Source organism: Micromonospora sp. NPDC007208, from assembly GCF_042869175.1.
Lineage (GTDB): Bacteria > Actinomycetota > Actinomycetes > Mycobacteriales > Micromonosporaceae > Micromonospora > Micromonospora foliorum.
The window spans coordinates 174117-196977 of the sequence record NZ_JBIAFG010000016.1 but is presented as its reverse complement, the minus strand read 5'-3'; the positions used below and the strand labels follow the sequence as shown (position 1 = coordinate 196977).

Here is a 22861-nt window from a genome sequence, read left to right as displayed (position 1 = left end):
TCAGCGACCCCCAGGGTCGGCGATGGCGGCCCGCATGATCTGGCCGGCGATCCGGGCGGCCTCGCCGCTACCGCCGGGGCCGGCCTGCTCCAGCACGACGCAGACCGCGGAGACCGGGTTGCCGTTCTTGTCCAGGGCGAAGCCGATGAACCAGCCGTGGTCGGGCCGGTCCGGAGCGGACTGGGCGGTGCCGGTCTTGCCGCCGACCGTGTAGCCGTTGATCGCGGCCTTCCGCCCGGTGCCGTTCTGGACCACGCTGACCATCATCTCGCGCAGGTCGGCGGCGACCTGCGGCTCGACGGGCTGACGCAGCTCCCGCGTCTTCGCGGTGTAGTAGCTGGTGGTGCGGTCCGGAGCGAGCAGCTGCCGCACCAGGTACGGCCGCATCTGGCTGCCGTTGTGGGCGATCGAGCCGGCGATCATGGCGCCTTCGAGGGGCGTCATCCGGACGTTGTTCTGACCGATCGAGGACTGGGCCAGTGCGGCCGGGTCGGTGCTGCCGTCCGGGTTCTGCATCGTCCCGGTCTGACTCGCCGCCGTGGGCAGGCCGCCCTCGCCGAGCTGGCCGACGGTCAGGTCGTCCTGCTCGAACCCGAACTGGCGGGCCTTCTCCTTGAGGGTTTCCGCGCCGAGCCGCACGCCGAGCTGGGCGAAACCGGTGTTGCACGACTCGGTGACCGCCGCCAGCAGGGTGACCTGCCGCTCCGGGCAGATCGACGGTTCGGCGTTGCGGATCGGGGTGCCCGAGGTGGGCGCGGTGTAGCTGGGACCGGCCGGGATCTGGGTGGACTTGGTGACGCCGTTCTCCAGCGCCGCCGCGGCTACCACGATCTTGAAGGTGGAGCCCGGCGGCAGCGTCTCGGAGAGCGCACGGTTCTTCAGCGGACCATCCGGGTCCTGTTCCAGCTTGTTGTACGCCGCCGATGCCTCGTTGGTGTCGTGGCTGGCCAACGGGTTCGGATCGAAGCTCGGCATGGAGACCAGCGCCTGGATCGCACCGGTACTCGGGTCGATGGCGATCGCCGCGCCCCGCTTCGCGCCGACCTGGTTGTTGCGCAGCTGGTCGTACGCCACGTCCTGCGCCCGCTTCGAGAGCGTGAGCAGCACGTTGCCGCCGCCGGTGTCGTCGCCGGTGAACATGTCCTTCAACCGGTCGCCGATCAGCTGGTCGCTGGTGCCGGCCAGAAAGTCGTTCTCCACCCGCTCGATGCCCTGGTCGGCCAGGTTGACCGGCTTGTAGCCGAGCACGTGGGCGTACTTGGCGCCGCCCGGATAGGTGCGCAGGAACTTCAGGTTGCCCGTCGTTTCCTTGCTCGTGGCCAGGGCCGTGCCGCCGGCCTCGATGTTGCCGCGCTTGCGGTCGTACTCGGCGACCTGGACCCGACCGTTGTAGTCGCTGGTGCGGTATTCATCGGCCTTGTAGGCCTGGATCCAGTTGAGGTTGGCGAAGAGCAGACCGAACAGGACCATGACGACGACGCCGACGCGGCGCAGGGGTGCGTTCACGGCTTGATCACCTCCGTGGGAGCACCGTGCAGCTGCTCGGGCGGGCCACCGCTGGGACGGGCCGCCTTGCCGCCGCCTCCGGTCACCGGTCGGCGGGCGCCGTCGGAGACCCGCAGCAGCACCGCGATGAGCAGCCAGTTGGCCATCAACGACGACCCACCGGCGGACAGGAACGGGGTGGTCTGGCCGGTCAGCGGGATGAGCTTGCTGATCCCGCCGACGATCACGAAGACCTGGAGGCCGAGGGTGAACGCCAGACCGCCGGCGAGCAGCTTGCCGAACGAGTCCCGAACGGCGAGCGCGGCGCGCAGCCCGCGCTCCACGATCAGCAGGTAGACGACCAGCAGCGCGGAGAGACCGAAGAGGCCGATCTCCTCACCGATGCCGGCGAAGATGAAGTCGTTCTGCACCTCGGGCAGGATCTCCGGCTGACCACCGCCCGGCCCGGCACCGAAGAGCCCGCCCGTGCCCAGGGCGAGCAGGCCCTGCACGAGTTGGTAACCCTTGTTGGTCGGGTCGGCGAACGGGTCGAGCCAGATCTCCGCCCGCACGTAGAAGTTGGCGAACGGCCCGCCGACCGTCGAACCGAGGAAGTAGGCGAGGTACGCGCCGCCGAAGAAGAGCACCAGGCCGATCAGCAGCCAGCTGACCCGTTCGGTGGCGATGTAGAGCGTCACCACGAACATGCCGAAGTAGAGCAGCGAGGTGCCCAGGTCCTTCTCGAAGACCAGCACCAGGACGCTGATCAGCCAGACGCCGACCACCGGGCCGAGGTCGCGGCCGCGCGGGAAGTCGATGCCGAGGAAGCGCCGGCTGGCCAGCGACAGCACCTCACGCTTGCGCACCAGGTAGTAGGCGAAGAAGACCAGCAGCGCCAACTTGGCGAACTCACCCGGCTGGATGGAGAAGCTGCCCACCCGGATCCACAGCTTCGCGCCGTTGATCTCGGAGATGCTCGACGGCAGCACCGCCGGGATCATCACCAGCACGATACCGGCCAACCCCAGGGTGTACGCGTACCGCGAGATCGACCGGTGGTCGCGCATGATGGCGAGCAGGCCGGCGGCGAGGATCACCGCACCGAGCGTCCAGGCCAGCTGGCGCCCGCCCTGTCCGGCGAAGACGGCCAGGCTCTCCCGCTCGGCCACCGGGGCGTCGCCCAGGTCGATCCGGCGGAGGAAGCCCACCCCGAGCCCGTTGAGCAGGGCCACCGCCGGCAGCAGCGCCGGGTCGGCGAACGGGGCGAGGAACCGGATGACCAGGTGCAGGCCGAGGAAGACCGCGCCGAGCGCGGCGGCCGGCATCCAGAAGTCCGGGGTGACCGTGTCCAGCAGGTTCGCCTCGACGGTCGCCCCGTACGCGGCCACCAGCACCATCGCGAGCAGCAGTAGGGACAGCTCGGCGTTGCGGCGCGACCGCGCCAGGCGTACGCCGGATTGCTCGCCCGCGGTCGCGGGCGAGGGTGCCGGTGTGGCCGCTACGGTCACGGGTGGAGTCCTCAGGATCTCAGCCGACGCTCACTCAGGAGACCGGCAACCGGCCGGGTCGAGCGCCGGCGTGGCCGAGTCGGAGGGCGTGACGTCGGGTGTGGTGGTCGCGCCGGCCCCACCGAGAGCGGTGGTGGCACCGACGGTCGGGCTTGCGCTGACGACCCCGTTGGGGGTCGGCGACGCGTTGGCGCTCGGGCTGCCGTTCGAGGTCGGCGTCGAACCGATCGGAGTCGGCGTGGGTGTGGACGTGTTGCCCCCGGTGACGCTTGGATCGAGCGGGCAGAGCGGCTTCAGGTTGGGGTTGCTGGGCGTGTCGCTGGTCAGCTCGGCGAGCTGACGCTCGGCGTCCGGCTCACTCTTGGCCCGGATGCCGACCTTGACGGTGTCCTGTGCGGCGACCGTGAGGTCGTCCAACCGGGTGCCGCTGCGGCGGTGCACGCTGGACAGGTCCATCCCGGCGATCTGACCCTGGACACCGCGGAAGACGGCGACCTGGCCCTCTTCGGTGGCTCCCACGTAGTACTGCCGCTGGGTGTACGTCCAACCACCGAACGCCGCACCGCCGACGATCACCAGCAGGGCCAGCGCCATGGCGGCGGTCCGGACCGGGCGTCGCTTCGGCCGGTCGGCGTCCTCGTCGGAGGCCGCTGGCTCCTCGGGCGCGGCCGGACGCGGCGCGGAGAGCGCCGAGGCTCGGGCGGCCGGAGTCGAGTCGTCGGCGGAGGTCGCCATGCCCCGGTCCCGGGCGGCGGCGCCGCCCACGATCGGGGTCGCCTCGACGATGTCCTGGTCGGTGGCGTCGGCGATGATCACCGTGATGTTGTCCGGCCCACCGCCGCGCAGCGCGAGCTGCACCAGCCGCTCGACGCACTGCTGCGGGTCGGGGTACTCCCGCAGGGTCTCGCCGATGGTCTCCGCACTGACCACGCCGGAGAGGCCGTCGCTGCAGATCAGGTACCGGTCGCCGGGCATCACCTGGCGGACCGAGTATTCGGGGTCGATGTCCCGACCGTCGAGGGCACGGGTGAGCAGCGACCGCTGCGGGTGGCTGCTCGCCTCCTCGGCGCTGATCCGGCCTTCGTCGACGAGCATCTGGACGTACGTGTCGTCCTTGGTGATCTGCGCGAACTCACCGTTGCGCAACAGATAGGCCCGCGAGTCGCCGATGTGGACCATTCCCAGCTTGCTGCCGGTGAAGAGGGTCGCCGTCAGCGTGGTGCCCATCCCCTCCAGCTGTGGGTTGGCGTCCACCGTGTCGCGGAGTTGTTGGTTGGCGGTGCCCACGGCCGAACGCAACGCATCGACGAGAGCGTCCCCCGGGACGTCCTCGTCGAGCGGCGCCATGGCACCGATGACGATGTTGCTGGCGACGTCACCGGCGGCCATACCGCCCATGCCGTCGGCAACGGCGAGTAACCGCGGCCCGGCGTAGACGGAGTCTTGATTGCCGTCTCGGATCAGACCGCGGTCGCTGTGGGCCGCATAGCGCAGGGTCAGAGTCATGGCCGTAATTCGAGGGAAGTGCGGCCGATCCGGATCGGCACGCCGAGGGGGACGGGGGTTGGTCCGGAGACCTTAGCGCGATCGAGGTACGTGCCGTTAGTCGAGCCGAGGTCCTCGACGTACCACTGCCCGTCACGCGGCACGAGCCGGGCGTGTCGCGCGGAGGCGTAGTCGTCGGTGATGACCAGGGTGGAGTCCTCGGCCCGACCGATGGTGATCTGCGCTTCACCGAGAGTGATCCTGGTGCCGGCCAGTTGACCGGCGGTCACCACCAGCTGGTGCGCCGCTCTGCCCCGCTTCACCTTCGCTGGTTTGGACGCCTGCCCCGTCGAGGCGCCCACCGCGCGTGGCGCGGCCACCAGGCGACCGGACCGGGCGCCCGCGAAGAGGTCCCGGCGGATCACACCGACCACCGTGAACACGAAGATCCACAGCAGGATCAGGAATCCGAACCGGGCAACGGTGATGACCAGTTCCGGCAAGGCGGGTCAGCCGTCCACGCGGAAGGTCAGCGTCGTCGTCCCGAGCTGGACCATGTCACCGGGGTTGAGCGCGACGGCGGAGACCCGCTGCCCGTTCACCATGGTGCCATTGGTCGAACCCAGATCGGTCAGCACGACCTGGCCGCCGTCGAAATCCAGCCGGGCGTGTCGCCGGGAGATGCCGACGTCGGGCAGCCGCAGGTTGGCCTGGTCGCCGCGACCAATCACCGTCGACCCCATCTGGAGGGGGTAGGTGCGACCGTCCCCGGAGACCAGCCGCACGTTGCGACCGCCACCGTGCCCGGGCGGCGGGCCGTAGCCACCGCCCTGGTCGTACGCGGGGTAGGCGGGCGGGCCGGCGTCGTAGCCGGGTGCCGACACCGGGGCGACCTCGCCGCCGGTGTAGACCTCGGCCGTGACACGGAACATGCCCGTGTCCAGGCCCTCGCCTCGCTCGATCTCGACGATCACGTCGCCGTAGACCGTCCACGCCTGCTCGCCGATGAACTCCGCCTGCGACTGGGCCAACTCCTGGGCCAGCGCGGCGGCGTACGGCGCCAGCCGACTGTGGTCGAACGGCGAGAGATCGATCACGTAGCGGTTGGGCACCAACGTGCGCCCACCGGCCAGGATCGCCTTGTGCGCCTCGGCCTCCCGCTGCATGGCGTTGAGGATCTCCACGGGGTGGACCACCCCTTTGAAGACCTTGGCGAAGGCCCCTTCGACCAGGCCTTCCAGACGCTTCTCGAAGCGTTGCAGCACGCTCACCGGCTCCTCCTCGGGTCCCGAGGACATGATGGTATCCGGCCGGCGCGCGCGCAGCTCACACGCCGCTCGGCCGGCTGCTCTCGACCCGTTCGGAAGGGCCGCGACTGTCGTGCTAATCTTTCGTCCGCCACGAACGGTAATCGCTCGTGGCGAGCGCCAGGGACAGCGTAGTATTCCCGGGGCCTGTTGGAGACAGCGGGGCCGGGGCGGCTAAAGTGTTCCGGGTTGTGCCACGGGGATGTGGCGGAATGGCAGACGCGCACGGTTCAGGTCCGTGTGCCCGAAAGGGCGTGGGGGTTCAACTCCCCCCATCCCCACCACCGACGAGGGCTCCGCTTGATGCGGGGCCCTTCCGTCATATCGGGGCGTGCCGGACGTCACGCTATGCTCCGATGGATTCTGCCTCCGATGGACCAGGAGTGGCGTGTGAGTGTCGCGTTGGTGACAGGGTCGGGCGGTCTGATCGGCTCCGAGGCGGTCCGGCATTTCGCCGGCCTCGGTCTGGATGTCGTCGGCATCGACAACGACATGCGCCGGTACTTCTTCGGCGAGGACGGCTCCACCTCGTGGAGCCTGGAACGGCTCGGCCGTGACCTGGGTAGCGCGTACACCCACTTCGCGGTGGACATCCGGGACCGCGACGGCCTGGAGCAGGTGTTCAAGAAGTACGGCTCGGACATCGCCGTGGTGATCCACAGCGCCGCGCAGCCGAGCCACGACTGGGCGGCCAAGGAGCCGTACACGGACTTCGACGTGAACGCCGGCGGCACGCTCAACATCCTGGAGAACACCCGCCGGCACGCGATCGAGGCGCCGTTCATCCACTGCTCGACCAACAAGGTCTACGGCGACCGGCCCAACAGCCTGCCGCTCGTCGAGTTGGAGACCCGGTACGAGCTGCCCGAGGACCACCGCTGGTACCAGGGCATCACCGAAGAGATGTCGATCGACAACTCACTGCACTCGATCTTCGGCGCCTCCAAGGTCGCCGCGGACGTGATGGTGCAGGAGTACGGGCGCTACTTCGACATGCGGACCGCCTGCTTCCGCGGCGGCACCCTGACCGGCCCGGCGCACTCCGCGGCCGAGCTGCACGGGTTCCTGGCCTATCTGATGCGCTGCGTCATGGAGGGCCGGACGTACAACCTGTTCGGTTACAAGGGCAAGATGGTCCGGGACGCGATCCACTCACACGACGTGCTGACCGCGTTCGAGGCGTTCTTCCGGGCCCCGCGATCCGCGGAGGTCTACAACCTCGGCGGTGGCCGGCACTCCAACACCTCCCACATCGAGGCGTTCCGCATCGCGGAGGAGATTACCGGCCGCGAGGCGCGGATCAACTACGTCGAGCAGAACCGCACCGGCGACCACCAGTGGTACGTCAGCAGCATGGCCCGGTTCGAGGCGCAGTATCCGGACTGGAAGATGACGTACGACGTGCCGATGATCCTGCGGGAGATCTACGAGGCCAACGTGGACAAGTGGGTGGCCCAGTCATGAGGACCCGAACCAAGCGCAACGTGCTCGGCGTCCTGGTCGACGCCACCGACTACGCCTCGGCGACCGACGCGGTGGTGACCGCGGCGCACGAGCGGCGTCCCCTCGCGCTGACCGCGCTGGCCGTGCACGGTGTGATGACCGGGGTGCTCGACCCGGCGCACAACGCGCGGCTCAACTCCTTCGACGTGGTCACGCCGGACGGGCAGCCGGTGCGGTGGGCGCTCAACCTGCTGCACCACGCCGGGCTCAGCGACCGGGTGTACGGGCCGACCCTGACCCTGCACGTGCTGTCGCGCTTCGCCGACGAGGGGCTGCCGGTCTACCTGTACGGCTCGACCGAGGAGACCCTGGCCCGGTTGATCCCGGCCCTGGAGCGGATGTTCCCCGCGCTGAAGATCGCCGGGGTGGAGCCGTCCAAGTTCCGTGCCGTCCAGCCCGGTGAGGACGCCGAGATCGCCGACCGGATCCGGTCCAGTGGTGCCCGGTTGGTCCTGGTCGGGCTCGGCTGCCCGCGCCAGGAGGTCTTCGCGTACGCCATGCGGCCGCTGCTCGACATGCCGTTGATGGCGGTCGGCGCGGCCTTCGACTACCACGCCGGGCTGCTGCGCCAGCCTCCGCCGTGGATGCAGCGGGCCGGCCTGGAGTGGTTCTGGCGCCTCGGTCTGGAGCCGAAGAGGCTGTGGCGCCGCTACGTCATCCTCAACCCGGCCTACCTGAGCCGGCTCGCCGCGCAGAAGGTCGGCCTGTGGAAGGCCCGTCCGCCGGCACCGGCCACCGAGCGGCCGGCCACCTTCTCGGTCTGAGCCCGACCCGTACGACGCGAGGCCCCACCCGGCGTGTCCGGGTGGGGCCTCGGTCGTGAGTGCGGTCAGACGGTCAGGGTCCAGGTGTTGATGTAGCCGGTGTCGGCCGAGTAGGTGTCCCGCACCTGAAGTCGCCAGATGCCGTCGGCGGCCTCACCGGACACGTTGGCCGTGTACGTGGCGTTCACGTTGTCGGCGCTGTCCGAGGTGCTGCTGTTCTTCAGCCGGTACGCGCTGCCGTCCGGGGCGAGCAGGTCGATGACCAGGTCACCGCGGTAGGTGTGCACGATGTTCACCGCCACCGTGGAGGCCGAGGAGGCGTTGCGACCGCAGCCGGAGATGGTGATCGAGCTGGTCACCGCCGCGCCGGCGTCCGGGATCGACACGTCGGTGCCGTTGGTGCCGGTGCAGCCGGTGGGCGGCGGCGGGGTGGTGCCGGTGCCCACGTAGAGCAACAGGTTCGGCGAGCCCGAGCCGGGGTTGCCCACCACGTTGGGGGTCGCGTTGGCCACCAACTGGTTGCGGACCTGAGCCGGGGTCCAGCTCGGGTTGGCGCTGGCCACCAGGGCCGCCGCCCCGACCACGTGCGGCGTGGCCATCGACGTGCCGCTGATCGTGTTGGTCGCGGTGTTGCTGGTGTACCAGGCCGAGGTGATCGACGAGCCGGGCGCGAAGATGTCCAGGCAGGTGCCGACGTTGGAGAACGACGACCGGGCGTCGGAGCTGGTCGTCGAGCCGACCGTGATGGCCTCCGTGGTACGCGCCGGCGAGGTGTTGCAGGCGTTCGCGCCGTTGTCGTTGCCGGCCGCCAGGCCGTACGTGACACCCGAGGCGATCGAGTTGCGGACGGCGTTGTCCAGTGAGCTGTTCGCGCCGCCGCCGAGGCTCATGTTCGCCACGGCCGGCTTGATCGCGTTCGCGGTGACCCAGTCGACGCCGCCGATCACACCGGCGTTGGTGCCACTGCCGGAGCAGTTCAGCACCCGTACGCCGACGAGCTGGACGGCCTTGGCCACCCCGTACGCGGACCCGCCGACGGTGCCGGCCACGTGCGTGCCGTGCCCGTTGCAGTCGTCCGCCGACCCGCCGTCGACCGCGTCGTAGCCGGAGGTGGCCCGGCCGCCGAAGTCGTTGTGGGAGAACCGGATGCCGGTGTCGATGATGTAGGCGTGCACGTTGCTCGCCGTGTTCGGGTAGGTGTAGGAGTTGTCCAACGGCAGGTTGCGCTGGTCGATCCGGTCGAGGCCCCAGGAGGGTGGGTTGGCCTGCGTGCCGGAGATCGAGACGGTGTGGTTCTGCTCGACGTACGCCACCGCCGGGTCGGCCGCGATCCGCGCCGCCGCGTTCGCGTTCACCTTGACCTCGAAGCCGCGCAGTGCCGCGCCGTAGGTGCGGGCCACCGTGCCGCCGTGGCGGCCGGAGAGCCGCTTCGCGGTGTCGCCGACCCGGTCCCGGGCAACGGCGCTGTCCTTGAGTACGACGATGTAGCTGTCCGGCACGGCGGTCGCTCCGCCGGCGGCCCGAACCACACCCACGGGTTCGGCGGCCAGGGCCGGGGTGCCGACGGCCAGCACGGTCGCCGCGGCCACCCCGATCAGTACGGACCTTCGTGGAAGACCCATCTCCTACCTCCCTCTGACCGGTGGTGGAACGTGACCACCGGTCGCAAAGCCAATCGACACTTGCCGATCTAGCTGAGGGTAAGTCAGGCGTCGGGGAGTTGAACATGTCGAAACGGCCATAACCTTCGAGTGATGACCCCCTACGGGCCCGGCGTCCGGGGCGAACGGGGGACCGGCCCCGATTCGCCCCGCCGCGATTCGGGAAAGACTTTCGAGCATGGAGAGTCAGCTCACCATCCTGCTCCCGGTCGCCGCCGTCTGGCTGGCCGCCGGCGTCGTTGCCGACGGCCTTCCCCGGCTGCGCAACACCCGCATGCTGCGCCGGCGTACCGGATGGTTGCTGGTGCTGGCCCTCACCGGCCTGGCGCTCACCGCAGCCGTGCTCGGCGGCGGGCTGTTCAGCGCCGGCACCGCCCCGCTCGACCAGGCCGCGGCCGGGCTCACCCTGACCGCCGGTCCGGCACTCGTGGCGACGGTCTGCTCGGTACGACGGATCCGCCGGCTGCGGGCCGGTGCGGGCGCGTTCGCCAGTGCCCCCGCCACCCCCGCGCCGCACGGGCTGCGCGCCGCCGCGGCCCACCCGCTCGTCGGGCTGCCCCTGCAGGTCACCGCCCTGGCCACGGTGCCGGCGTTGATCGCGGCGACCGGCACCGACCTCGGAGCCGACCCCGGTGTCACCGGTCCGGCGATCACCGTGGGCGCACTCGCGGTGGTCGCCATCGGCGTCCGCCACGCACTCCGCCACAACCGCTTCGCCGAACGGGCCCAGCCCGTCGCCGTACGGTCAACGCGGGCGGCTGGCGCTCTGCACGTATAGCAACTCGAGGATCGACCTGGTCGCCTCGAACCAGCGGTCCAGCCAGTCCTGCGAGGGCACGGTGCCCTTCGGCGGCAACTCCATCAGCAGACCCCGCAGCAACGGGTGGTCGGCCAGGGACTCGGGCGGCTCCATCGGCCAGCCCGCCGGCGGGAACGACGGCTCGATCAGCGGGTTCGGGTCCAGTGAGGGCAGCGAGAGCGGCGGATCCGTCGTCTCGGAAGCGCCCTCACGCCCGCTCAACTCCTGGTCGGTCGAGACCACCTCGGTCAGAACCGTGTCCCGACGAGCGCCGCGGTACTTGCCACCGAACCGCTCCGGCTTTGCCGGACCGGTGGTGAGGTTGTCTGAACCGATCGTCGTCATCCGTCTCGCCTACTCGCTCGGTTGCGGGTCGGTGCGGCAGGTCGTCGACCAGCGCCGTACCGACCGGTTCAACGAGACGGGGGCGCTCTGGCGACGGGAATCCCGACGGAACCTCGCCGGGCAACGCCGCGACGCGAACGTTCGCGGCGCCTCCTGCCGGCACGGCAAAGTCCCCGTCCGGCGAACCGGACGGGGACTCCACTGACCAGTCGGTCAGACCGCGCCGAACACACCACCCCGGGTGCCGGCAACGAAGGAGTGCCAGTCACCCGGGGCGAAGACCAGGGCGGGGCCCGCCTTGTCCTTCGAGTCCCGCACTCCGACGGCCCCCGTCACGTACGCCACCTCCACGCAGTTGTCACAGTTCGGCCCGCTCTTCGAGCTCTTGAACCATGCTGCCTGCGTCAGGTCCACGGGGAACCCTTTGGTCGCCATTTCCACAACGGCTCCTCTGCCAGTTTTGCGATGTGTGCGACGGACTCCTCCGGACGTATGGCCGCAGCGCGGATGTGATCGAAGATGAAGCTGTACTTCTGTAGTTCGTCGCTCTTCTCGAGGAAGAGCCCACCCGTGGCGTTCTCCGCGTACACAACATCCGGATCACCGGGCTCAGGGAAGCTGAGGATCGTGAACGTGCCGTCCATGCCGGCATGCGCACCCACCTCGAAGGGCAGGATCTGCAGCGTCACGTTCGGCAACTCGGCCACCTCGACCAACCGTTTGAGTTGACCGCGCATCACCTCGTCCCCGCCCACCGGCCGACTTACCACCGCCTCATCGAGCACCACCCACAGATCGACCGGATCGTCCTGGGTCAATAACGACTGACGGCCCAAACGGACACGCACTCTTTGGTGCACCTGATCGGCGGTGAAGTCCGGCCGTGCGGCGCGGATCATGGCCCCGGCGTACTCCTCGGTCTCCAGAAGACCCGGAACGACCTGCTGTTCGTACGCCCGGATCGAACTCGCCGCCGCCTCCAGCCCGACGTACGCGCCGACGAGCACCGTGCTGTACGGATGCCACCAGCCCTTCTGGCGGGCCTCCCGGGCGATCTGCACCAGCTCGTCGCTCTCGGCGCCGACCACGCCGTAGATCCGCAGCATGTCCCGCACGTCCCGTGGGGTGGCCGTGGTGTGCCCGGTCTCGATCCGGGAGACCTTCGACGCCGAACACTCCAACTGTTCGGCGACCACCTCGATGGTGATTCCGGCGGACTCCCGCTGCCGGCGCAGCTCGGCCCCGAGCCGCCGCCGTCTGATGGTGGGACTGCGCCGCTCACTCATGGCGCAACCCGTGAGCCACTGGTTCCCGCCGCTGGCTGCTCGACCCCACTCGGGCTACCTCCGGTAACGCGCCACTGGGTGACACCCGCCGGGGGCGCGACCGTCGACCGGCGAGCGTTCGCGACGAAGGGGATGGTGCCGGTCCTCGGCCGGCCGCGACGGGCGAAACCGGCCCTCAGTGTGCCGCCCGGACGCGGATGGCTTCAATAGGCCTTTCGCGCGACACGCTCACGTATCGGCAAAAGTCGACGTGCAACTTGCATGTAGCACGTCCCTGATGCAGTCTGTCCGTATGGCACGGATCACTCAGCGTCTCCGTTCGGTCCCTCGGAGTGGTGACCCCACCGATCCGGGGACGCCGGGCACGACGCGGGCCCGGCCGACGACAACGAGACCTGCTCCGGGGTAAGGACCCCGCCGCTGCAAGCCGGCAAGCTGCGGCGGCGGGCGCGGTTCCCGGAAGCAACCGGGTGGTGGTCGGGTGGCGGCACGTCACCAGCGGGGTACGGCCCGACCACCGCCATCCGCACCACCGGTTCACGAGGCACGACCCCGTCACCGGCCGAGACGTCCCCCGTTCAGGCACCGCCGGCGCAACCGCCGGCCAATCCTCCCCAGGAGCCAATGTGCTTCCCCGCACCGGTGACGTACTGCACGTGACTCGCGCGGCGAGTGTCCAGTTCCTCAGGCCGATCAAGTTCCGGGTGATCCGGGTGCTCGACTGGCCGACCTATGACGGCTGGCTCTGGCTCGACGGCTACGAGTTGAACGCCGCGGGCGACGCGGTCACCCGACGGTCGATCTTCGTCCAGCGGGAAGGGCTGCAGCAACTGCAGGCCGCCCCCGAACCCCGCCCGCACACCGTGCGGGCCCGCCGCCCGGTCGCGCGTACCCCGCTCCGGGTGGGCTGACCGACCCGAACCGCCGCCGGTGGGCGTGCCGTCGCCATAGAATTGGTACGCCCACCCCGGCACCGTTCTACCCGCTCGTCCAGGACCCTGACCCTGGGATGGTCATGGTCAATCAGCCTGCCCTGCGGCGGCGCCACCGCTCCCGTATCGCCTACGCCTTCGGACTCCTCGCCCTCCTCGGGGCGATGACGACACTCCTGGTCCTCGTCCGCGACCCGGCGATGTCGTCCACCCGGCTGACCGCTCCGGTGCCCGCACCGGAGATCACCGTGCTCGACTCCGACCCGCCGACGGGCGACGGCCAGTCGGTCTACCAGCAACCCGACTGGATCGACACCGACGCCCCGGCCGACCACGCCGGTGGCGCCGACCCGACCGGATCGGTGTCCGGCCTGGGTGCCGGCGGCCAGTCCGGCGGCCGTCAGGAACTCACCGAGGCAGCTCCGGCCGGGCACAGCGCCACGGACATCCGCCGCTCCCTGTTCTGGTCCGGCATCTTCGGCCTGGCCATCTCGCTGGCCGGCATCGGCCTCGTCGGCACCCGCCGCCGGATGTGGTGACCAGCGGTCACGGCGTACTCGTCACCGTCGGGCTCGGCGTGATCGGGCTCGCCCCGGTCGGAGGCTCGGCCTGGGAGATGATCAACAACACCTCGTCGTCGGTCGACACCGACGTGCCCGCCCCCGGCTCGGTGCCCACCACCGTCCCCGGTGGCAGCTCCGACGGGCGGTACACCACCCGGTAGGTCAGGCCGAGCCGAGCCAGCAGCCCTTCGGCGGTGGCCTGCGGCAGGCCGGCGAGCGGTGGCACCGGCACCTCGTCCGGTGCGTCCGTGGTCGCCGCCGGGCTACTCGGCGACTCGCTGGTGGGCGCCGCCGACGTGGTGGCTGCGCTGGTCGGCGGGGCGCTCGGGGCACTGGTCGGCGGAACGGACGGGGTGGACCCCGGATCGTCCCGGTCGTCATCCTGCTGGGAACGCACCAACCAGAGCGCGCCCCCGAGCAGACCGGCGAGCAACAGCGCCAGTACGCCCCAGAGGATCGGCAACCACCACCGCCGACCACCCTGCTCCTCGACGTACCACTCGCCGGCGGGATCGTCCGGCCGAGGCGAGCGCACCTCGGCCCGCCCGGACCACGCAGGGGGAATCGGCGCCGTCCGGTCGGCCGGCGGACCCGGCCGGGTGCCGGCGGACCGGTCGATCGGCATGGTCTGGTCGGGCGACAGGTCGGAACGAGCCGGGACGGTCCGGTCGATCGGCGCCGTCTCGTCCGGGTCGGCGGCGGGAGGCTCCTGGCGGTCGTCGCTCATCGCACGTCCTTTCCCCAACCCGGACGGGCGTCATGGCCCTCGACCGCCAACCTAGTCGCCCACACCACGATCGGTGGGGATCAGCGTGCCGAGCCGCGCCGGGCGCCGGCGCGGCAGAGCGGCGGGTACGCGTCGGGAGGCTCGACCCGCCGGCCCGGACTCAGGGCGTGGGTTGCGTGGTCGGCTGGCCGGCGGAGCCACACCAGATGCTGACCTGGTCGTTCCACCGGGCCGGGCCGTCCTCGGCGGGCTCCTGCCGGCTGACCTTGCCAGTGCGTCCGCTGACGTAGCGCGGGTAGAGGCCCTCGTCGACCAACTCGTCGGCGGCGTCGGCGCAGCTCTTGCCGACCACGTCCGGCACCTCGGCGGCCGGCGCCGGTCCGGCTACCTGGAGTTGCACAGTCGTCCCCCGGGCGACCTCGGTGCCCACGGCCGGTGTGGTGCTCTCGACCGTACGACCGACGCCGCCACCGAAGACCAGCCGCCATCCCAGCCGCTGCTTGCGCAGGGTCTCCCGGGCCTGCTCGAAGTCGGTGCCGATCACCGGTGGCACGGTCAGGCCGGTCCCCTTGGTCGAGGTGGCGGAGGTCTGGACCTCCGACGGTGTCGGCCGTCCGCTGCTCGGTCGGGGTGCGGTGGCCCGACTGGTCGGCGCGCCAGCCGTGGTCGTGACGGCCAGCGGATCACCAGAGGGTGCGTCGTCCTCGCCGGCCAGCAACCAGCCACCTGTCGCGCCGACGGCGGCGAGCAGCACCGCCGCCAACCCACCACCGAGCACGACGCTGGCACGGCCCGCACCGCCACCGACGGCATTCTGCTGGCCCGTGTTCGTGTCCGTCATAACGCCCACCGCCTCATCACCGGCGACCGTACCGCCCGCCGCCCAATCCGCCGCACCGGCGGTCCACACCGGCGGGTCGTTGCGACTCGCCGCGCCGACGACGGGACGTTACGCTGCCCGGCATGGCCAGACAGGGCTGGGGAGTGTCGATCGCGACGGCGATCGGGGTCGCTGCCGGCGCGGGTGCCGCACAATTGGGCTTCGGCTACGGGCTCGGCGTCATCACCTGGACGCCCACCGATGCCGGTGCGACCGACACAGCCTGGGCGGACGGCCTCGCCTGGGCCACCTGGCTCGCCGCCAGCTCGACGGTCCTCGGCGCGGTCTGCGCGCAGCGGCTCCACCAACGGAACGCCCCAGCGCGGCCCGCGATTTCTCCGCCGTCAACGACTGACGCGCGCCAACAGGGCCCGCAGACCGCGACTGACGCGCGCCACGAGGGCTCGCAGCTCGGCGATCGGGCGCCGGAGCACGAGACTCCGGGTGACGAGCGCCCATTGAACGTGGAGGCCGCCCCACCGGGGGTGCCGGAAACTCCACCGCCAGCAGCCGAACCACCGGTCCACGACCGTGGCGGCCTGCTGCGGCGGGTGGCCCTGGCGCTCGGCGCCGGGTTGGGCGGGCTGGTCACAGTTCTGTTGATCGCCGTACCCGCGCGGGTCGCGACCGGCGCGGACACCGGCGCGCCGCAACGGACGGCGGCCGTACAGGCGGCGCTGGGCATCCTGATCGGCGTCCTCGTCGCGATCTGGGCGCTTCGCTCCCGAGCCGCCGCGGCCAACGTGACCGCGACGGCCGCCTGGCTCTGGCTGCTCGCGGTGGTCTCGGTGATCGACGGGGTACGCGTCGGACGAGGGTTGACCGGCGCGCAACTCGGCACCTGGCAGTTCGACCCGGACCACGCCCGGTACTGGATCGGGGGCCAGCTCTACTGGCCCGGCGCGCTGCTGGCACTGGTGCCCGCGCTGCTGATCGGCGTGCTGGCCGCCCGGCGGTCGGCCCGCTCGGTCGGGCACCGCGTGGGCGCGGCGGCCTCCGGCGCGGCTGGCCCGGTGCTCGTCGCGCTCGCCTACCTGACCACCCTGCCGCACTGGTCGACGCTGGGCCCCGCGCAGTTGTCCACCCAGCTGATCGCCCCGTACGCGGTGATCGCCGGCATCGGCGGCTCGGTGCTGGCCGCCCGCCTCGGCGAGCGAGCCGAGCGGAACCACCCAGCCGAGCCGAACCAGGCAGCCCGCCGGAGTGCAGCCGGCCGGAACCGCTGGGCCGGCCGGAGTGCGGTTGCTCGGGACACGGTGGCCGACCCGATCCCGGTCGCCGAGACCGACCCCGCGCCGCCGATCCCCGGCTCGGCAGCCGGACCCACGGCCCCGACGACCGGACCCGCGTCGCGGCGCCGGAAGGCCGACGCTGCACCGCAGACGCCCCGGACGGGCTCTCTGCCCGGGGAGGCCACCGCCGCACCACAGGTACCCGCCCCACGTACGGACCCGGACCTAACGGAAAAGTCCCGTCCCACCGAATCGGCAACGGCCGAGAACCGCGCCCCCGCCAACCGGCAAACCCGAGCATCCCGCCGCACCATCCGCCCCACCACCGACTAGCCCACCCAGGGCCCAGCCCTCCCCCGTTGATCATGAAGTTATTGCCATCTCGCCCGGCGTGTCATGGCAATAACTTCATGATCAACCCGCGGTCGGGGGGGTGGGGGGGGGCGGGGGGCGGGGTGGGGTGGGGTGGGTTAGGGGACTGGCCAGGTGTGGACGGGTTGGTTGGTGCGCTGGAGTTCGGCGTAGCGCTGGACCATGTGGTGTAGCGCGGCTGTCCGGTCCATGCCGTGGTGCCGCTCCGCCGCCCAGACCGCCTCGGTCTGCCAGACGGCGCCGTTGCGGCCGGTACGGCAGCGCTGCTCGATGATGCCGAGCAGCCGGTCCCGCTGCGCCGGGGCGACACCGAACCCGTCCAGACCGGCGGCGGCGGTGGGCAGCAGTTGCTCCAGGACCAGCTTGGTTACCGGCACGTCGCCGAGCCCGGGCCAGTGCAGCACGGCGTCGAGGCCACGTCGGGCCGCGGCGTGGAAGTTCTCCTCTGCGGAGCTGAAGGTGAGTTGGCTCCAGATCGGTCGGTCGGCCTCGGCCAGACCGCGTACCAGCCCGAAGTAGAAGGCCGCGTTGGCCAGCATGTCCACCACTGTCGGACCGGCCGGCAGCACCCGGTTCTCCACCCGCAGGTGGGGGCGGTCGTCCATGATGTCGTACACCGGCCGGTTCCAGCGGTAGACCGTGCCGTTGTGCAGCCGCAGCTCCCCGAGCTGTGGCACACCGCCGGCGTGCAGGACCTCCACCGGGTCCTCGTCCTCGCAGATCGGCAGCAGCGGCGGGAAGTACCGGACGTTCTCCTCGAACAGGTCGAAGATCGAGGTGATCCACCGTTCGCCGAACCACACCCGCGGCCGTACGCCCTGGGCCTTGAGTTCGTCCGGGCGGGTGTCGGTGGCCTGTTGGAACAGGGCGATCCGCGTTTCGGCCCACAGTTGGCGGCCGTACAGGAAGGGGCTGTTGGCTCCGACCGCCACCTGCACCCCGGCGATGGCCTGGGACGCGTTCCAGTAGTCGGCGAAGCTGTCCGGGGCGACCTGGAGGTGGAACTGGAGGCTCGTGCAGGCGGCCTCGGGGGCGATCGAGTCGGTGTGCGTCCGCAACTGCTCGACGCCGCGGATGTCCAGCTCGATGTCCTCGCCCCGGGCGCCGACGATCTGGTCGTTGAGCACCCGGTAACGCTCGTTGGTGGAGAGGTTGTCCTCGATCAGGTGCCCCTCGGTGAGGGTGGGCAGGATGCCGACCAGGACGATCTTCGCGTCGGATCTGGCGGCGCGCTCGTCAGCCCGGGAGAGACTGCCGCGCAGGTCGTGCTCGTAGTCGGCGAAGCCGGTGCCCTCGATCAGTCGGGGCTCGGCGTTGAGTTCCAGGTTGAACTGCCCCAGCTCGGTCTGGAAGAGGGGGTCCGCGATGTCGGCGAGGATCTCCTCGTTGCGCATCGCCGGCTCGGCGGCCGAGTCGACCAGGTTGAGCTCGATCTCCAGGCCGGTCATCGGCCGGTCGGCGTCGAAGCCGAAGTCGTCGAGCATCAGGGCGAAGACGTCCAGGCACCGCCGCACCTTCTGCCGATACCGGACGCGATCATCCCGGGTGAAGGCGCCCTCTGAGACGTCCCTGCCCATGTGTCCTCCCGACAGCCGGCGCGGTCGGGATCCTGCCGTCCCGGAAGCGCTTTGTGAAGCATCCACGGTAAGAGCGCCCACCTGACGGGGCCAGAGGCCGACGGCGGTGATCCGACGTCGACCGCGTGGACGCGCTCGTGGCGCCATCTCTACCCCGTCGTCGACCGGCTGGATCCGATGGCGGTGCGAACAGCCCGTGACAATTACCACGAGCGGGTACGACGCAGGGCCCGCGCCGACGTACGGCGCGGGCCCTGCGTACCGGATCACCGGGAGGATCCCCCCTGGCCCTCCGGCGATCCTCGGGGATCAGGCCTGGCGAACGGCCTCGCCCTCGATCTCAATCTTGATCTTGCGGCTGACCAGCACGCCGCCGGTCTCCAGGGCGACGTTCCAGGTCAGGCCGAACTCCTCGCGGTCGATCTCGGTGCTCGCGGAGAAGCCGAAGATGTCCTGGCCGAACGGGCTGCGACCGACACCCTCGAACTCCACCTCCAGCTCGACCGGGCGGGTGACGTCCTTGATGGTGAGGTCGCCGGTGAGCACGAACTCGCCGCCGCGACGGGACTTGACCCCGGTGCTGCGGAACTCGAGCGTCGGGAACTTCTCGGCGTCCAGGAACTCGGGGCTGCGCAGGTGCGCGTCCCGGTCGGCCTGGGTGGTGTCGACGCTGGCGGCCTGAATGGTGGCGACGACCGACGACTGCAGCGGGTCCTCGGCAACGGTGATGGTGGCGGTCGCCTCGTTGAACTCGCCGCGGACCTTGCTCACCATCATGTGCCGGGCAACGAAGCCGACCCGCTTGTGCGCCACGTCGAGCGCGTAGGTGCCGGCCGCCGGGATGGTGAGGCCGTCCCAGTCGCGGGTTACCGCATCGATGCTGCTGGTCATGGTGCTGTCCTCCAGAAGATTGTTTAATAGCCCAACGACTGCTTGAGCAACTATAACTGCAACAACATTCCCCGTGTCAAGCACTGGTATGCTGGACGGGTGACCAACGTCTTCGACGATCCCCGGATCACCGCCGTCGGCCTGCTCTTCGAGGCGCACGCCGGGCTGTCAGCCCGGTTCAACGCCCAACTTGAGGAGCACGGCCTCTCCGCGGTCGAGTTCGAGGTCATCACCCGACTGGCCCGCTCGCCGGGCAACCAACTACGCATGACCGACCTGGCCGCGCAGACCTCCCTGTCGACCAGCGGGGTGACCCGGGTGGTGGACCGGATGGAACGCGACGGGCTGATCACCCGCCGGGCCTGCCCGAACGACCGACGCAGCTCGTACGCGGTGGTCACCGCCGCCGGGATGCAACGGCTGAACGAGACGCTGCCCGGGCACCTGCAGATGATCGAGCAGTGGTTCACCGGGCAACTCGACCCCGAGGCGCTCGCGGCCCTCCTCGACGGGTTGCGCCGAGTCCGCGACGCCGCGCATCCGTGCGCCACCGCCGGCAGTGACGACGCCAGCCCGGAGCAGTTCGCCGCCACCGACGGCGCCCCCCGACGGCACTGAGAAGCACCCGCTGCCTGGCGATGGCAGCGGCAGAAAGACCGGCAGAACTGGCCCAGCCAAGCTGGAGGATTCGGTCCAAGGCGACTTTCTGCCACCGCGCCGGTGGCAGGCTTCCTGCACCGGGGATCACCGGGGGGTGACGGCGCGGGCGATCAGCGAGGGGTAGCACCAAAGGGGGCTCTTCGCCCGCGCCACTCTCCCGTCGCGATCGGGGCAGGCGCAGGCTACTGAGCCGGTCCGCCCCGGGCGGCGGTCAGCGCGTAGAGCAGGCCCGACTCCTGCGGCAACAGCCGGATGCCGCTCTCCACACAGACCCGGTCCAGTCGATCGAGCACCGCCGGGTCCGCTGTGCTCGCGGCCAGCCCCACCAGCGCCTCCACCGCGTCCCGACGATCCTGCCCGGCATGGTCGGCGGCGGCGGCGAACCACTCGGCTGCCAACTCCCGGTCCCCCCGGTGCAACGCCAGGTTGCCCTCGATCAGCGCACAGAGCCCGACCTCCGGCCCACCCCAGGCCAGCACCGCGTCGTCCGAACGCGGTCGCGGCACGGTCGGACGCGCCGGCACCGCCTCCACGCCCCCGGCGCGCAACTCGGTCAGCACCTCGGTCGCCTCCGCGACCCGCCCGTCCTGGGCGAGTGCCAGCCCGACGGTCCCGAGCACCCGACGGCGGCGCCCGGGATCACCCAGCTCGGACAGGGCCACGATCGCCCTCCGGCCACGGTCGATGGCGTCCGCGTACCAGCCCTCCAGGCGTGCGACCTCGGCGCGATTGGCCCAGCCCAGCACCCGCAGTCGCTGCTCCCCGCTCTCGGCGGCAAGGCGGTCCACCGCCGCGAGCCGGCGGCGGGCCGCGGCCAGGTCGCCCGCGCGGATCTCGTGCCAGGCGAGGCTGTTCTGGGCCACCGCCAGGTCCCGGGTCCGACCGTTGCGGGCGGCCAACCGCAGCAGCGCCTCGGCCTGCTCGCGAGCCTCGTCCTGCCGCCCCACCGAGATCAGCAGAGTGCCGAGCACGTTCCGCGCCTCCAACTCCCCGGTGACGTCGCCGGCCTGCCGGAAGGTGTCGAACGCCGCGCGGGCCGTCGACAGCTCCTCGGCACCCGCGCCGTGCTCGGCCGCGAGCCGGGCGACGCCGAGGGTGGCCCAGCCACGCAGGAGAGGGTCGGCGTCGGCGGTACGCGGGTCCGCCAGCAACCGCCGCAGCCACTGCCGCCCGACGACATCGCGCCCGCGGAACCGCCACCAGCGGGTCAGGCAGGCGGCCAGCCGCAGCGCGGTCAACGGGTCGTCGGTGGCCGCGTGGGCCAACGACGAGCTGATGTCACTGCTCATCTCGTCCAGCCGGTGCACCGCGTCGGGTACCCGTGGGCCGATCAAGTCGCTGGCGGTCCGGGCCACCAGGCGCGCGATGACCTCCGCATGTCGACGCCGGATAAAGGTCAGCTCACCCGCACCGGCCGCCTGCTCGACGGCGTAGTCACGGACCGCGTCGAGCAGCCGGAACCGGAACGACCCGGTTCCGCGTACGCTCAGCAGCCCCAGCTCGACGAAGCGGTCCAGCAGCGGAACCGGGTCGATCGCCACCGTGCCGTCCCGGTCGGCCTCGTCGGCGAGCATCTCCTCGGCCAACTCCACCGACCAGCGGTTACCGAAGACGGCCAGTTGCCGCAGCGCGGCCCGCTCGTCCGGCGCCAACAGGCGGTAGCTGAACGCCACCGCGTCCCGCAGGGTGACCGCGACGGAGACCGCCGCACCGGAGTCTGGTCCGCTCGTCCGGCTGGTGAGCGCCTCCGGCGCGTCCCAGCCCGGGTGGGCGGACGCGTCGGCGGGAGTGGCCAGGTCGAGCACCCGGTCGCCATACCGGTCGAGGAGTTCGGTGAGGTCGAGGAGTCGGCCCCGGGCGGCCATCAGCTCGATGGCCAACGGCAGCCCTCCCAACCGGCGCACCAACGCGGCGAGCGCCGGCAGCTCAGCGGGGGTGGGTGGCTCCCGGCGGACCTGGGCGAGCCGGGCGGTGAACAGCGCGACCGCCGGCCACGATTCGAGTCCGGAGTGTTCGGCCTCTGGTGGTGGCACGTCGAGCGGTGCGACCGGCCACACCCGCTCACCGGGCAACCCGACCGGATGCCGCCCGGTGACCAGCACCCGAAGCGACGGCAGTGCGCCCATCAACCGGTGCAGGGTCGCGGCCACCGGGCCTGGGGCGTGCTCCACCGCGTCCATGACCAGCAACGTCGGGCGTCCGGCGAGCAGCGCCACGAGTTCGGACAGGCGCGCCACGCCGAGCACGGACATCGAGGCGGCGAGGACGTCCGGACCGTCCGAGCCCTCGCCGACCAGCACCCCGGCAACGCCGGCCGGGTGGGCGGAGGCCACCAGGTGCGCCACCGACGTGGCCAGGGCGGTCTTACCGACGCCGGCCAACCCGACGAGGCTGACCAACCGGGGCCCGCGCTCCGCGGTCAGCATCCCGGCAAGCTCGGTGAGGTCGCGCTCCCGGCCGATCAGCGCGACCGGCGGCGGGAGCGCGACCGACGGGTCGGCGGGTGCGTCCGCCGACGTGGCGTTGCCGCTGACCGCGAAGGTCGTGGAGGTGGCGTCCGGCAGGGCCTGCTCGGCACCGGCGCCGCGGGCCGCGGCCAGGAACGCCGCCAGGCTGGTGCCGGTCAGCGCCAGCGCCCCGGCGAGCAACTCGACAGTCGTGCGTTGCGGCCGGATCGACCGACCACGCTCCAGGTCACGCACCGTCCGCACACCCACCCCGGCCCGGGACGCCAGCTCGGCCTGGGTCAGGCCGGCGGCGCGCCGATGCGCGCGGAGCAGCTCCGGCAGAGGGGTACGTCCAGCCGGGCTCCGCGACCGGTCATGATCCGGAGTCATGGGCACGAAGAGTACGGATGGACTCCGACCGTCGGCAGTCGAACGTC

21 protein-coding genes and 1 tRNA gene are annotated in these 22861 nt (G+C 71.2%); 8 read left to right on the top strand and 14 right to left on the bottom strand.

Features of this window, described 5'->3' with window-relative positions; genetic code table 11:
* The 5 genes from ACFYL6_RS26920 to ACFYL6_RS26900 are packed head-to-tail and all read right to left on the bottom strand — an operon-like array spanning position 1 to position 5776.
* Positions 1 to 1506: a penicillin-binding protein 2 gene (locus ACFYL6_RS26920; protein ID WP_238660891.1), complete on the bottom strand. Its 1506-nt coding sequence runs from the start codon at positions 1504 to 1506 to the stop codon at positions 1 to 3.
* Entirely contained in the window at positions 1503 to 2993 is a 1491-nt protein-coding gene (locus ACFYL6_RS26915) for an FtsW/RodA/SpoVE family cell cycle protein (protein ID WP_238660892.1), read from the bottom strand. Before ACFYL6_RS26915 ends, ACFYL6_RS26920 begins: the two co-directional genes overlap by 4 nt.
* A gap of 30 nt (positions 2994 to 3023) precedes the next feature.
* Positions 3024 to 4499, bottom strand: coding sequence for a protein phosphatase 2C domain-containing protein (locus ACFYL6_RS26910; protein WP_387175342.1), 1476 nt, complete (start codon positions 4497 to 4499; stop codon positions 3024 to 3026).
* Positions 4496 to 4981, bottom strand: a complete 486-nt coding sequence (locus ACFYL6_RS26905; protein ID WP_238660894.1) for an FHA domain-containing protein — start codon at positions 4979 to 4981, stop codon at positions 4496 to 4498. Before ACFYL6_RS26905 ends, ACFYL6_RS26910 begins: the two co-directional genes overlap by 4 nt.
* Positions 4982 to 4987: 6 nt before the next feature.
* The gene (locus ACFYL6_RS26900; RefSeq protein WP_007454122.1) at positions 4988 to 5776 is read right to left on the bottom strand and encodes a DUF3662 and FHA domain-containing protein; all 789 of its coding nucleotides are present in this window, start codon (positions 5774 to 5776) and stop codon (positions 4988 to 4990) included.
* Between the two features lie 207 nt (positions 5777 to 5983).
* Between ACFYL6_RS26900 and ACFYL6_RS26895 the strand changes: the two genes are divergently transcribed.
* The 3 genes from ACFYL6_RS26895 (at position 5984) to ACFYL6_RS26885 (ending at position 8052) form a co-directional block, all read left to right on the top strand.
* Positions 5984 to 6069: transfer RNA gene (locus ACFYL6_RS26895), tRNA-Leu, on the top strand.
* A 64-nt stretch (positions 6070 to 6133) separates the two neighbouring features.
* Positions 6134 to 7249 (top strand): NAD-dependent epimerase/dehydratase family protein, encoded by a 1116-nt coding sequence (locus tag ACFYL6_RS26890; RefSeq protein ID WP_387175339.1) that lies wholly within the window; start codon positions 6134 to 6136, stop codon positions 7247 to 7249.
* Positions 7246 to 8052, top strand: a complete 807-nt coding sequence (locus ACFYL6_RS26885) for a WecB/TagA/CpsF family glycosyltransferase (protein ID WP_387175337.1) — start codon at positions 7246 to 7248, stop codon at positions 8050 to 8052. Before ACFYL6_RS26890 ends, ACFYL6_RS26885 begins: the two co-directional genes overlap by 4 nt.
* 65 nt (positions 8053 to 8117) lie before the next feature.
* Here the strand turns inward: ACFYL6_RS26885 and ACFYL6_RS26880 are convergent, their stop codons facing one another.
* The gene (locus tag ACFYL6_RS26880; protein WP_387175335.1) at positions 8118 to 9674 is read right to left on the bottom strand and encodes a S8 family serine peptidase; all 1557 of its coding nucleotides are present in this window, start codon (positions 9672 to 9674) and stop codon (positions 8118 to 8120) included.
* A 217-nt stretch (positions 9675 to 9891) separates the two neighbouring features.
* Here ACFYL6_RS26880 and ACFYL6_RS26875 point away from each other — a divergent pair, with 217 nt between their 5' ends.
* Positions 9892 to 10491 (top strand): hypothetical protein, encoded by a 600-nt coding sequence (locus ACFYL6_RS26875; protein ID WP_387175333.1) that lies wholly within the window; start codon positions 9892 to 9894, stop codon positions 10489 to 10491.
* On the opposite strand, the gene ACFYL6_RS26870 is transcribed toward ACFYL6_RS26875, so the two are convergent.
* The 3 genes from ACFYL6_RS26870 to ACFYL6_RS26860 all read right to left on the bottom strand — a co-directional run bounded on the left by ACFYL6_RS26870 (position 10459) and on the right by ACFYL6_RS26860 (position 12143).
* Positions 10459 to 10857 (bottom strand): hypothetical protein, encoded by a 399-nt coding sequence (locus ACFYL6_RS26870; protein ID WP_238658498.1) that lies wholly within the window; start codon positions 10855 to 10857, stop codon positions 10459 to 10461. The genes ACFYL6_RS26875 and ACFYL6_RS26870 overlap by 33 nt on opposite strands.
* Positions 10858 to 11070: 213 nt before the next feature.
* Positions 11071 to 11292 carry a DUF397 domain-containing protein gene (locus ACFYL6_RS26865; protein WP_091396369.1) on the bottom strand — a complete coding sequence of 74 codons (222 nt, stop codon included), beginning with the start codon at positions 11290 to 11292 and terminating at the stop codon, positions 11071 to 11073.
* Positions 11262 to 12143 (bottom strand): helix-turn-helix transcriptional regulator, encoded by an 882-nt coding sequence (locus tag ACFYL6_RS26860; protein ID WP_091396372.1) that lies wholly within the window; start codon positions 12141 to 12143, stop codon positions 11262 to 11264. Before ACFYL6_RS26860 ends, ACFYL6_RS26865 begins: the two co-directional genes overlap by 31 nt.
* Before the next feature lie 626 nt (positions 12144 to 12769).
* Here ACFYL6_RS26860 and ACFYL6_RS26855 point away from each other — a divergent pair.
* Both ACFYL6_RS26855 and ACFYL6_RS26850 read left to right on the top strand, forming a co-directional pair.
* Positions 12770 to 13054: a hypothetical protein gene (locus ACFYL6_RS26855; RefSeq protein WP_091396374.1), complete on the top strand. Its 285-nt coding sequence runs from the start codon at positions 12770 to 12772 to the stop codon at positions 13052 to 13054.
* 98 nt (positions 13055 to 13152) lie between these two features.
* A complete protein-coding gene (locus ACFYL6_RS26850; RefSeq protein WP_387175330.1) occupies positions 13153 to 13614 on the top strand; it encodes a hypothetical protein in 462 nt (153 codons plus the stop codon).
* Positions 13615 to 13621: 7 nt separating this feature from the next.
* Here the strand turns inward: ACFYL6_RS26850 and ACFYL6_RS26845 are convergent, their stop codons facing one another.
* Entirely contained in the window at positions 13622 to 14365 is a 744-nt protein-coding gene (locus tag ACFYL6_RS26845) for a PASTA domain-containing protein (RefSeq protein WP_387175328.1), read from the bottom strand.
* A gap of 160 nt (positions 14366 to 14525) precedes the next feature.
* Positions 14526 to 15206 (bottom strand): PASTA domain-containing protein, encoded by a 681-nt coding sequence (locus ACFYL6_RS26840; protein ID WP_387175326.1) that lies wholly within the window; start codon positions 15204 to 15206, stop codon positions 14526 to 14528.
* A 122-nt stretch (positions 15207 to 15328) separates the two neighbouring features.
* Here ACFYL6_RS26840 and ACFYL6_RS26835 point away from each other — a divergent pair, with 122 nt between their 5' ends.
* Positions 15329 to 16810 (top strand): hypothetical protein, encoded by a 1482-nt coding sequence (locus tag ACFYL6_RS26835; protein WP_387175324.1) that lies wholly within the window; start codon positions 15329 to 15331, stop codon positions 16808 to 16810.
* A 137-nt stretch (positions 16811 to 16947) separates the two neighbouring features.
* On the opposite strand, the gene ACFYL6_RS26830 is transcribed toward ACFYL6_RS26835, so the two are convergent.
* The gene (locus ACFYL6_RS26830; RefSeq protein ID WP_387175322.1) at positions 16948 to 18426 is read right to left on the bottom strand and encodes a glutamate--cysteine ligase; all 1479 of its coding nucleotides are present in this window, start codon (positions 18424 to 18426) and stop codon (positions 16948 to 16950) included.
* A 309-nt stretch (positions 18427 to 18735) separates the two neighbouring features.
* Positions 18736 to 19317, bottom strand: a complete 582-nt coding sequence (locus tag ACFYL6_RS26825; RefSeq protein WP_238661442.1) for a YceI family protein — start codon at positions 19315 to 19317, stop codon at positions 18736 to 18738.
* Between the two features lie 99 nt (positions 19318 to 19416).
* Between ACFYL6_RS26825 and ACFYL6_RS26820 the strand changes: the two genes are divergently transcribed.
* Positions 19417 to 19935, top strand: a complete 519-nt coding sequence (locus ACFYL6_RS26820) for a MarR family winged helix-turn-helix transcriptional regulator (protein ID WP_387175321.1) — start codon at positions 19417 to 19419, stop codon at positions 19933 to 19935.
* A 224-nt stretch (positions 19936 to 20159) separates the two neighbouring features.
* Here ACFYL6_RS26820 and ACFYL6_RS26815 read toward each other — a convergent pair whose 3' ends face one another.
* A complete protein-coding gene (locus ACFYL6_RS26815) occupies positions 20160 to 22814 on the bottom strand; it encodes an ATP-binding protein (RefSeq protein ID WP_387175319.1) in 2655 nt (884 codons plus the stop codon).
* Positions 22815 to 22861: the final 47 nt, after the last annotated feature.

Bases quoted from the DNA above. Each gene is read 5' to 3' on its own strand.
- ACFYL6_RS26900 (WP_007454122.1), bottom strand. From the start codon at position 5,776: ATGTCCTCGGGACCCGAGGAGGAGCCGGTGAGCGTGCTGCAACGCTTC.
- ACFYL6_RS26845 (WP_387175328.1), bottom strand. From the start codon at position 14,365: ATGAGCGACGACCGCCAGGAGCCTCCCGCCGCCGACCCGGACGAGACG.
- ACFYL6_RS26835 (WP_387175324.1), top strand. From the start codon at position 15,329: ATGGCCAGACAGGGCTGGGGAGTGTCGATCGCGACGGCGATCGGGGTC.
- ACFYL6_RS26850 (WP_387175330.1), top strand. From the start codon at position 13,153: ATGGTCATGGTCAATCAGCCTGCCCTGCGGCGGCGCCACCGCTCCCGT.
- ACFYL6_RS26860 (WP_091396372.1), bottom strand. From the start codon at position 12,143: ATGAGTGAGCGGCGCAGTCCCACCATCAGACGGCGGCGGCTCGGGGCC.
- ACFYL6_RS26875 (WP_387175333.1), top strand. From the start codon at position 9,892: ATGGAGAGTCAGCTCACCATCCTGCTCCCGGTCGCCGCCGTCTGGCTG.
- ACFYL6_RS26880 (WP_387175335.1), bottom strand. From the start codon at position 9,674: ATGGGTCTTCCACGAAGGTCCGTACTGATCGGGGTGGCCGCGGCGACC.
- ACFYL6_RS26865 (WP_091396369.1), bottom strand. From the start codon at position 11,292: ATGGCGACCAAAGGGTTCCCCGTGGACCTGACGCAGGCAGCATGGTTC.
- ACFYL6_RS26885 (WP_387175337.1), top strand. From the start codon at position 7,246: ATGAGGACCCGAACCAAGCGCAACGTGCTCGGCGTCCTGGTCGACGCC.
- ACFYL6_RS26840 (WP_387175326.1), bottom strand. From the start codon at position 15,206: ATGACGGACACGAACACGGGCCAGCAGAATGCCGTCGGTGGCGGTGCG.
- ACFYL6_RS26830 (WP_387175322.1), bottom strand. From the start codon at position 18,426: ATGGGCAGGGACGTCTCAGAGGGCGCCTTCACCCGGGATGATCGCGTC.
- ACFYL6_RS26890 (WP_387175339.1), top strand. From the start codon at position 6,134: ATGCTCCGATGGATTCTGCCTCCGATGGACCAGGAGTGGCGTGTGAGT.
- ACFYL6_RS26825 (WP_238661442.1), bottom strand. From the start codon at position 19,317: ATGACCAGCAGCATCGATGCGGTAACCCGCGACTGGGACGGCCTCACC.
- ACFYL6_RS26870 (WP_238658498.1), bottom strand. From the start codon at position 10,857: ATGACGACGATCGGTTCAGACAACCTCACCACCGGTCCGGCAAAGCCG.
- ACFYL6_RS26910 (WP_387175342.1), bottom strand. From the start codon at position 4,499: ATGACTCTGACCCTGCGCTATGCGGCCCACAGCGACCGCGGTCTGATC.
- ACFYL6_RS26815 (WP_387175319.1), bottom strand. From the start codon at position 22,814: ATGACTCCGGATCATGACCGGTCGCGGAGCCCGGCTGGACGTACCCCT.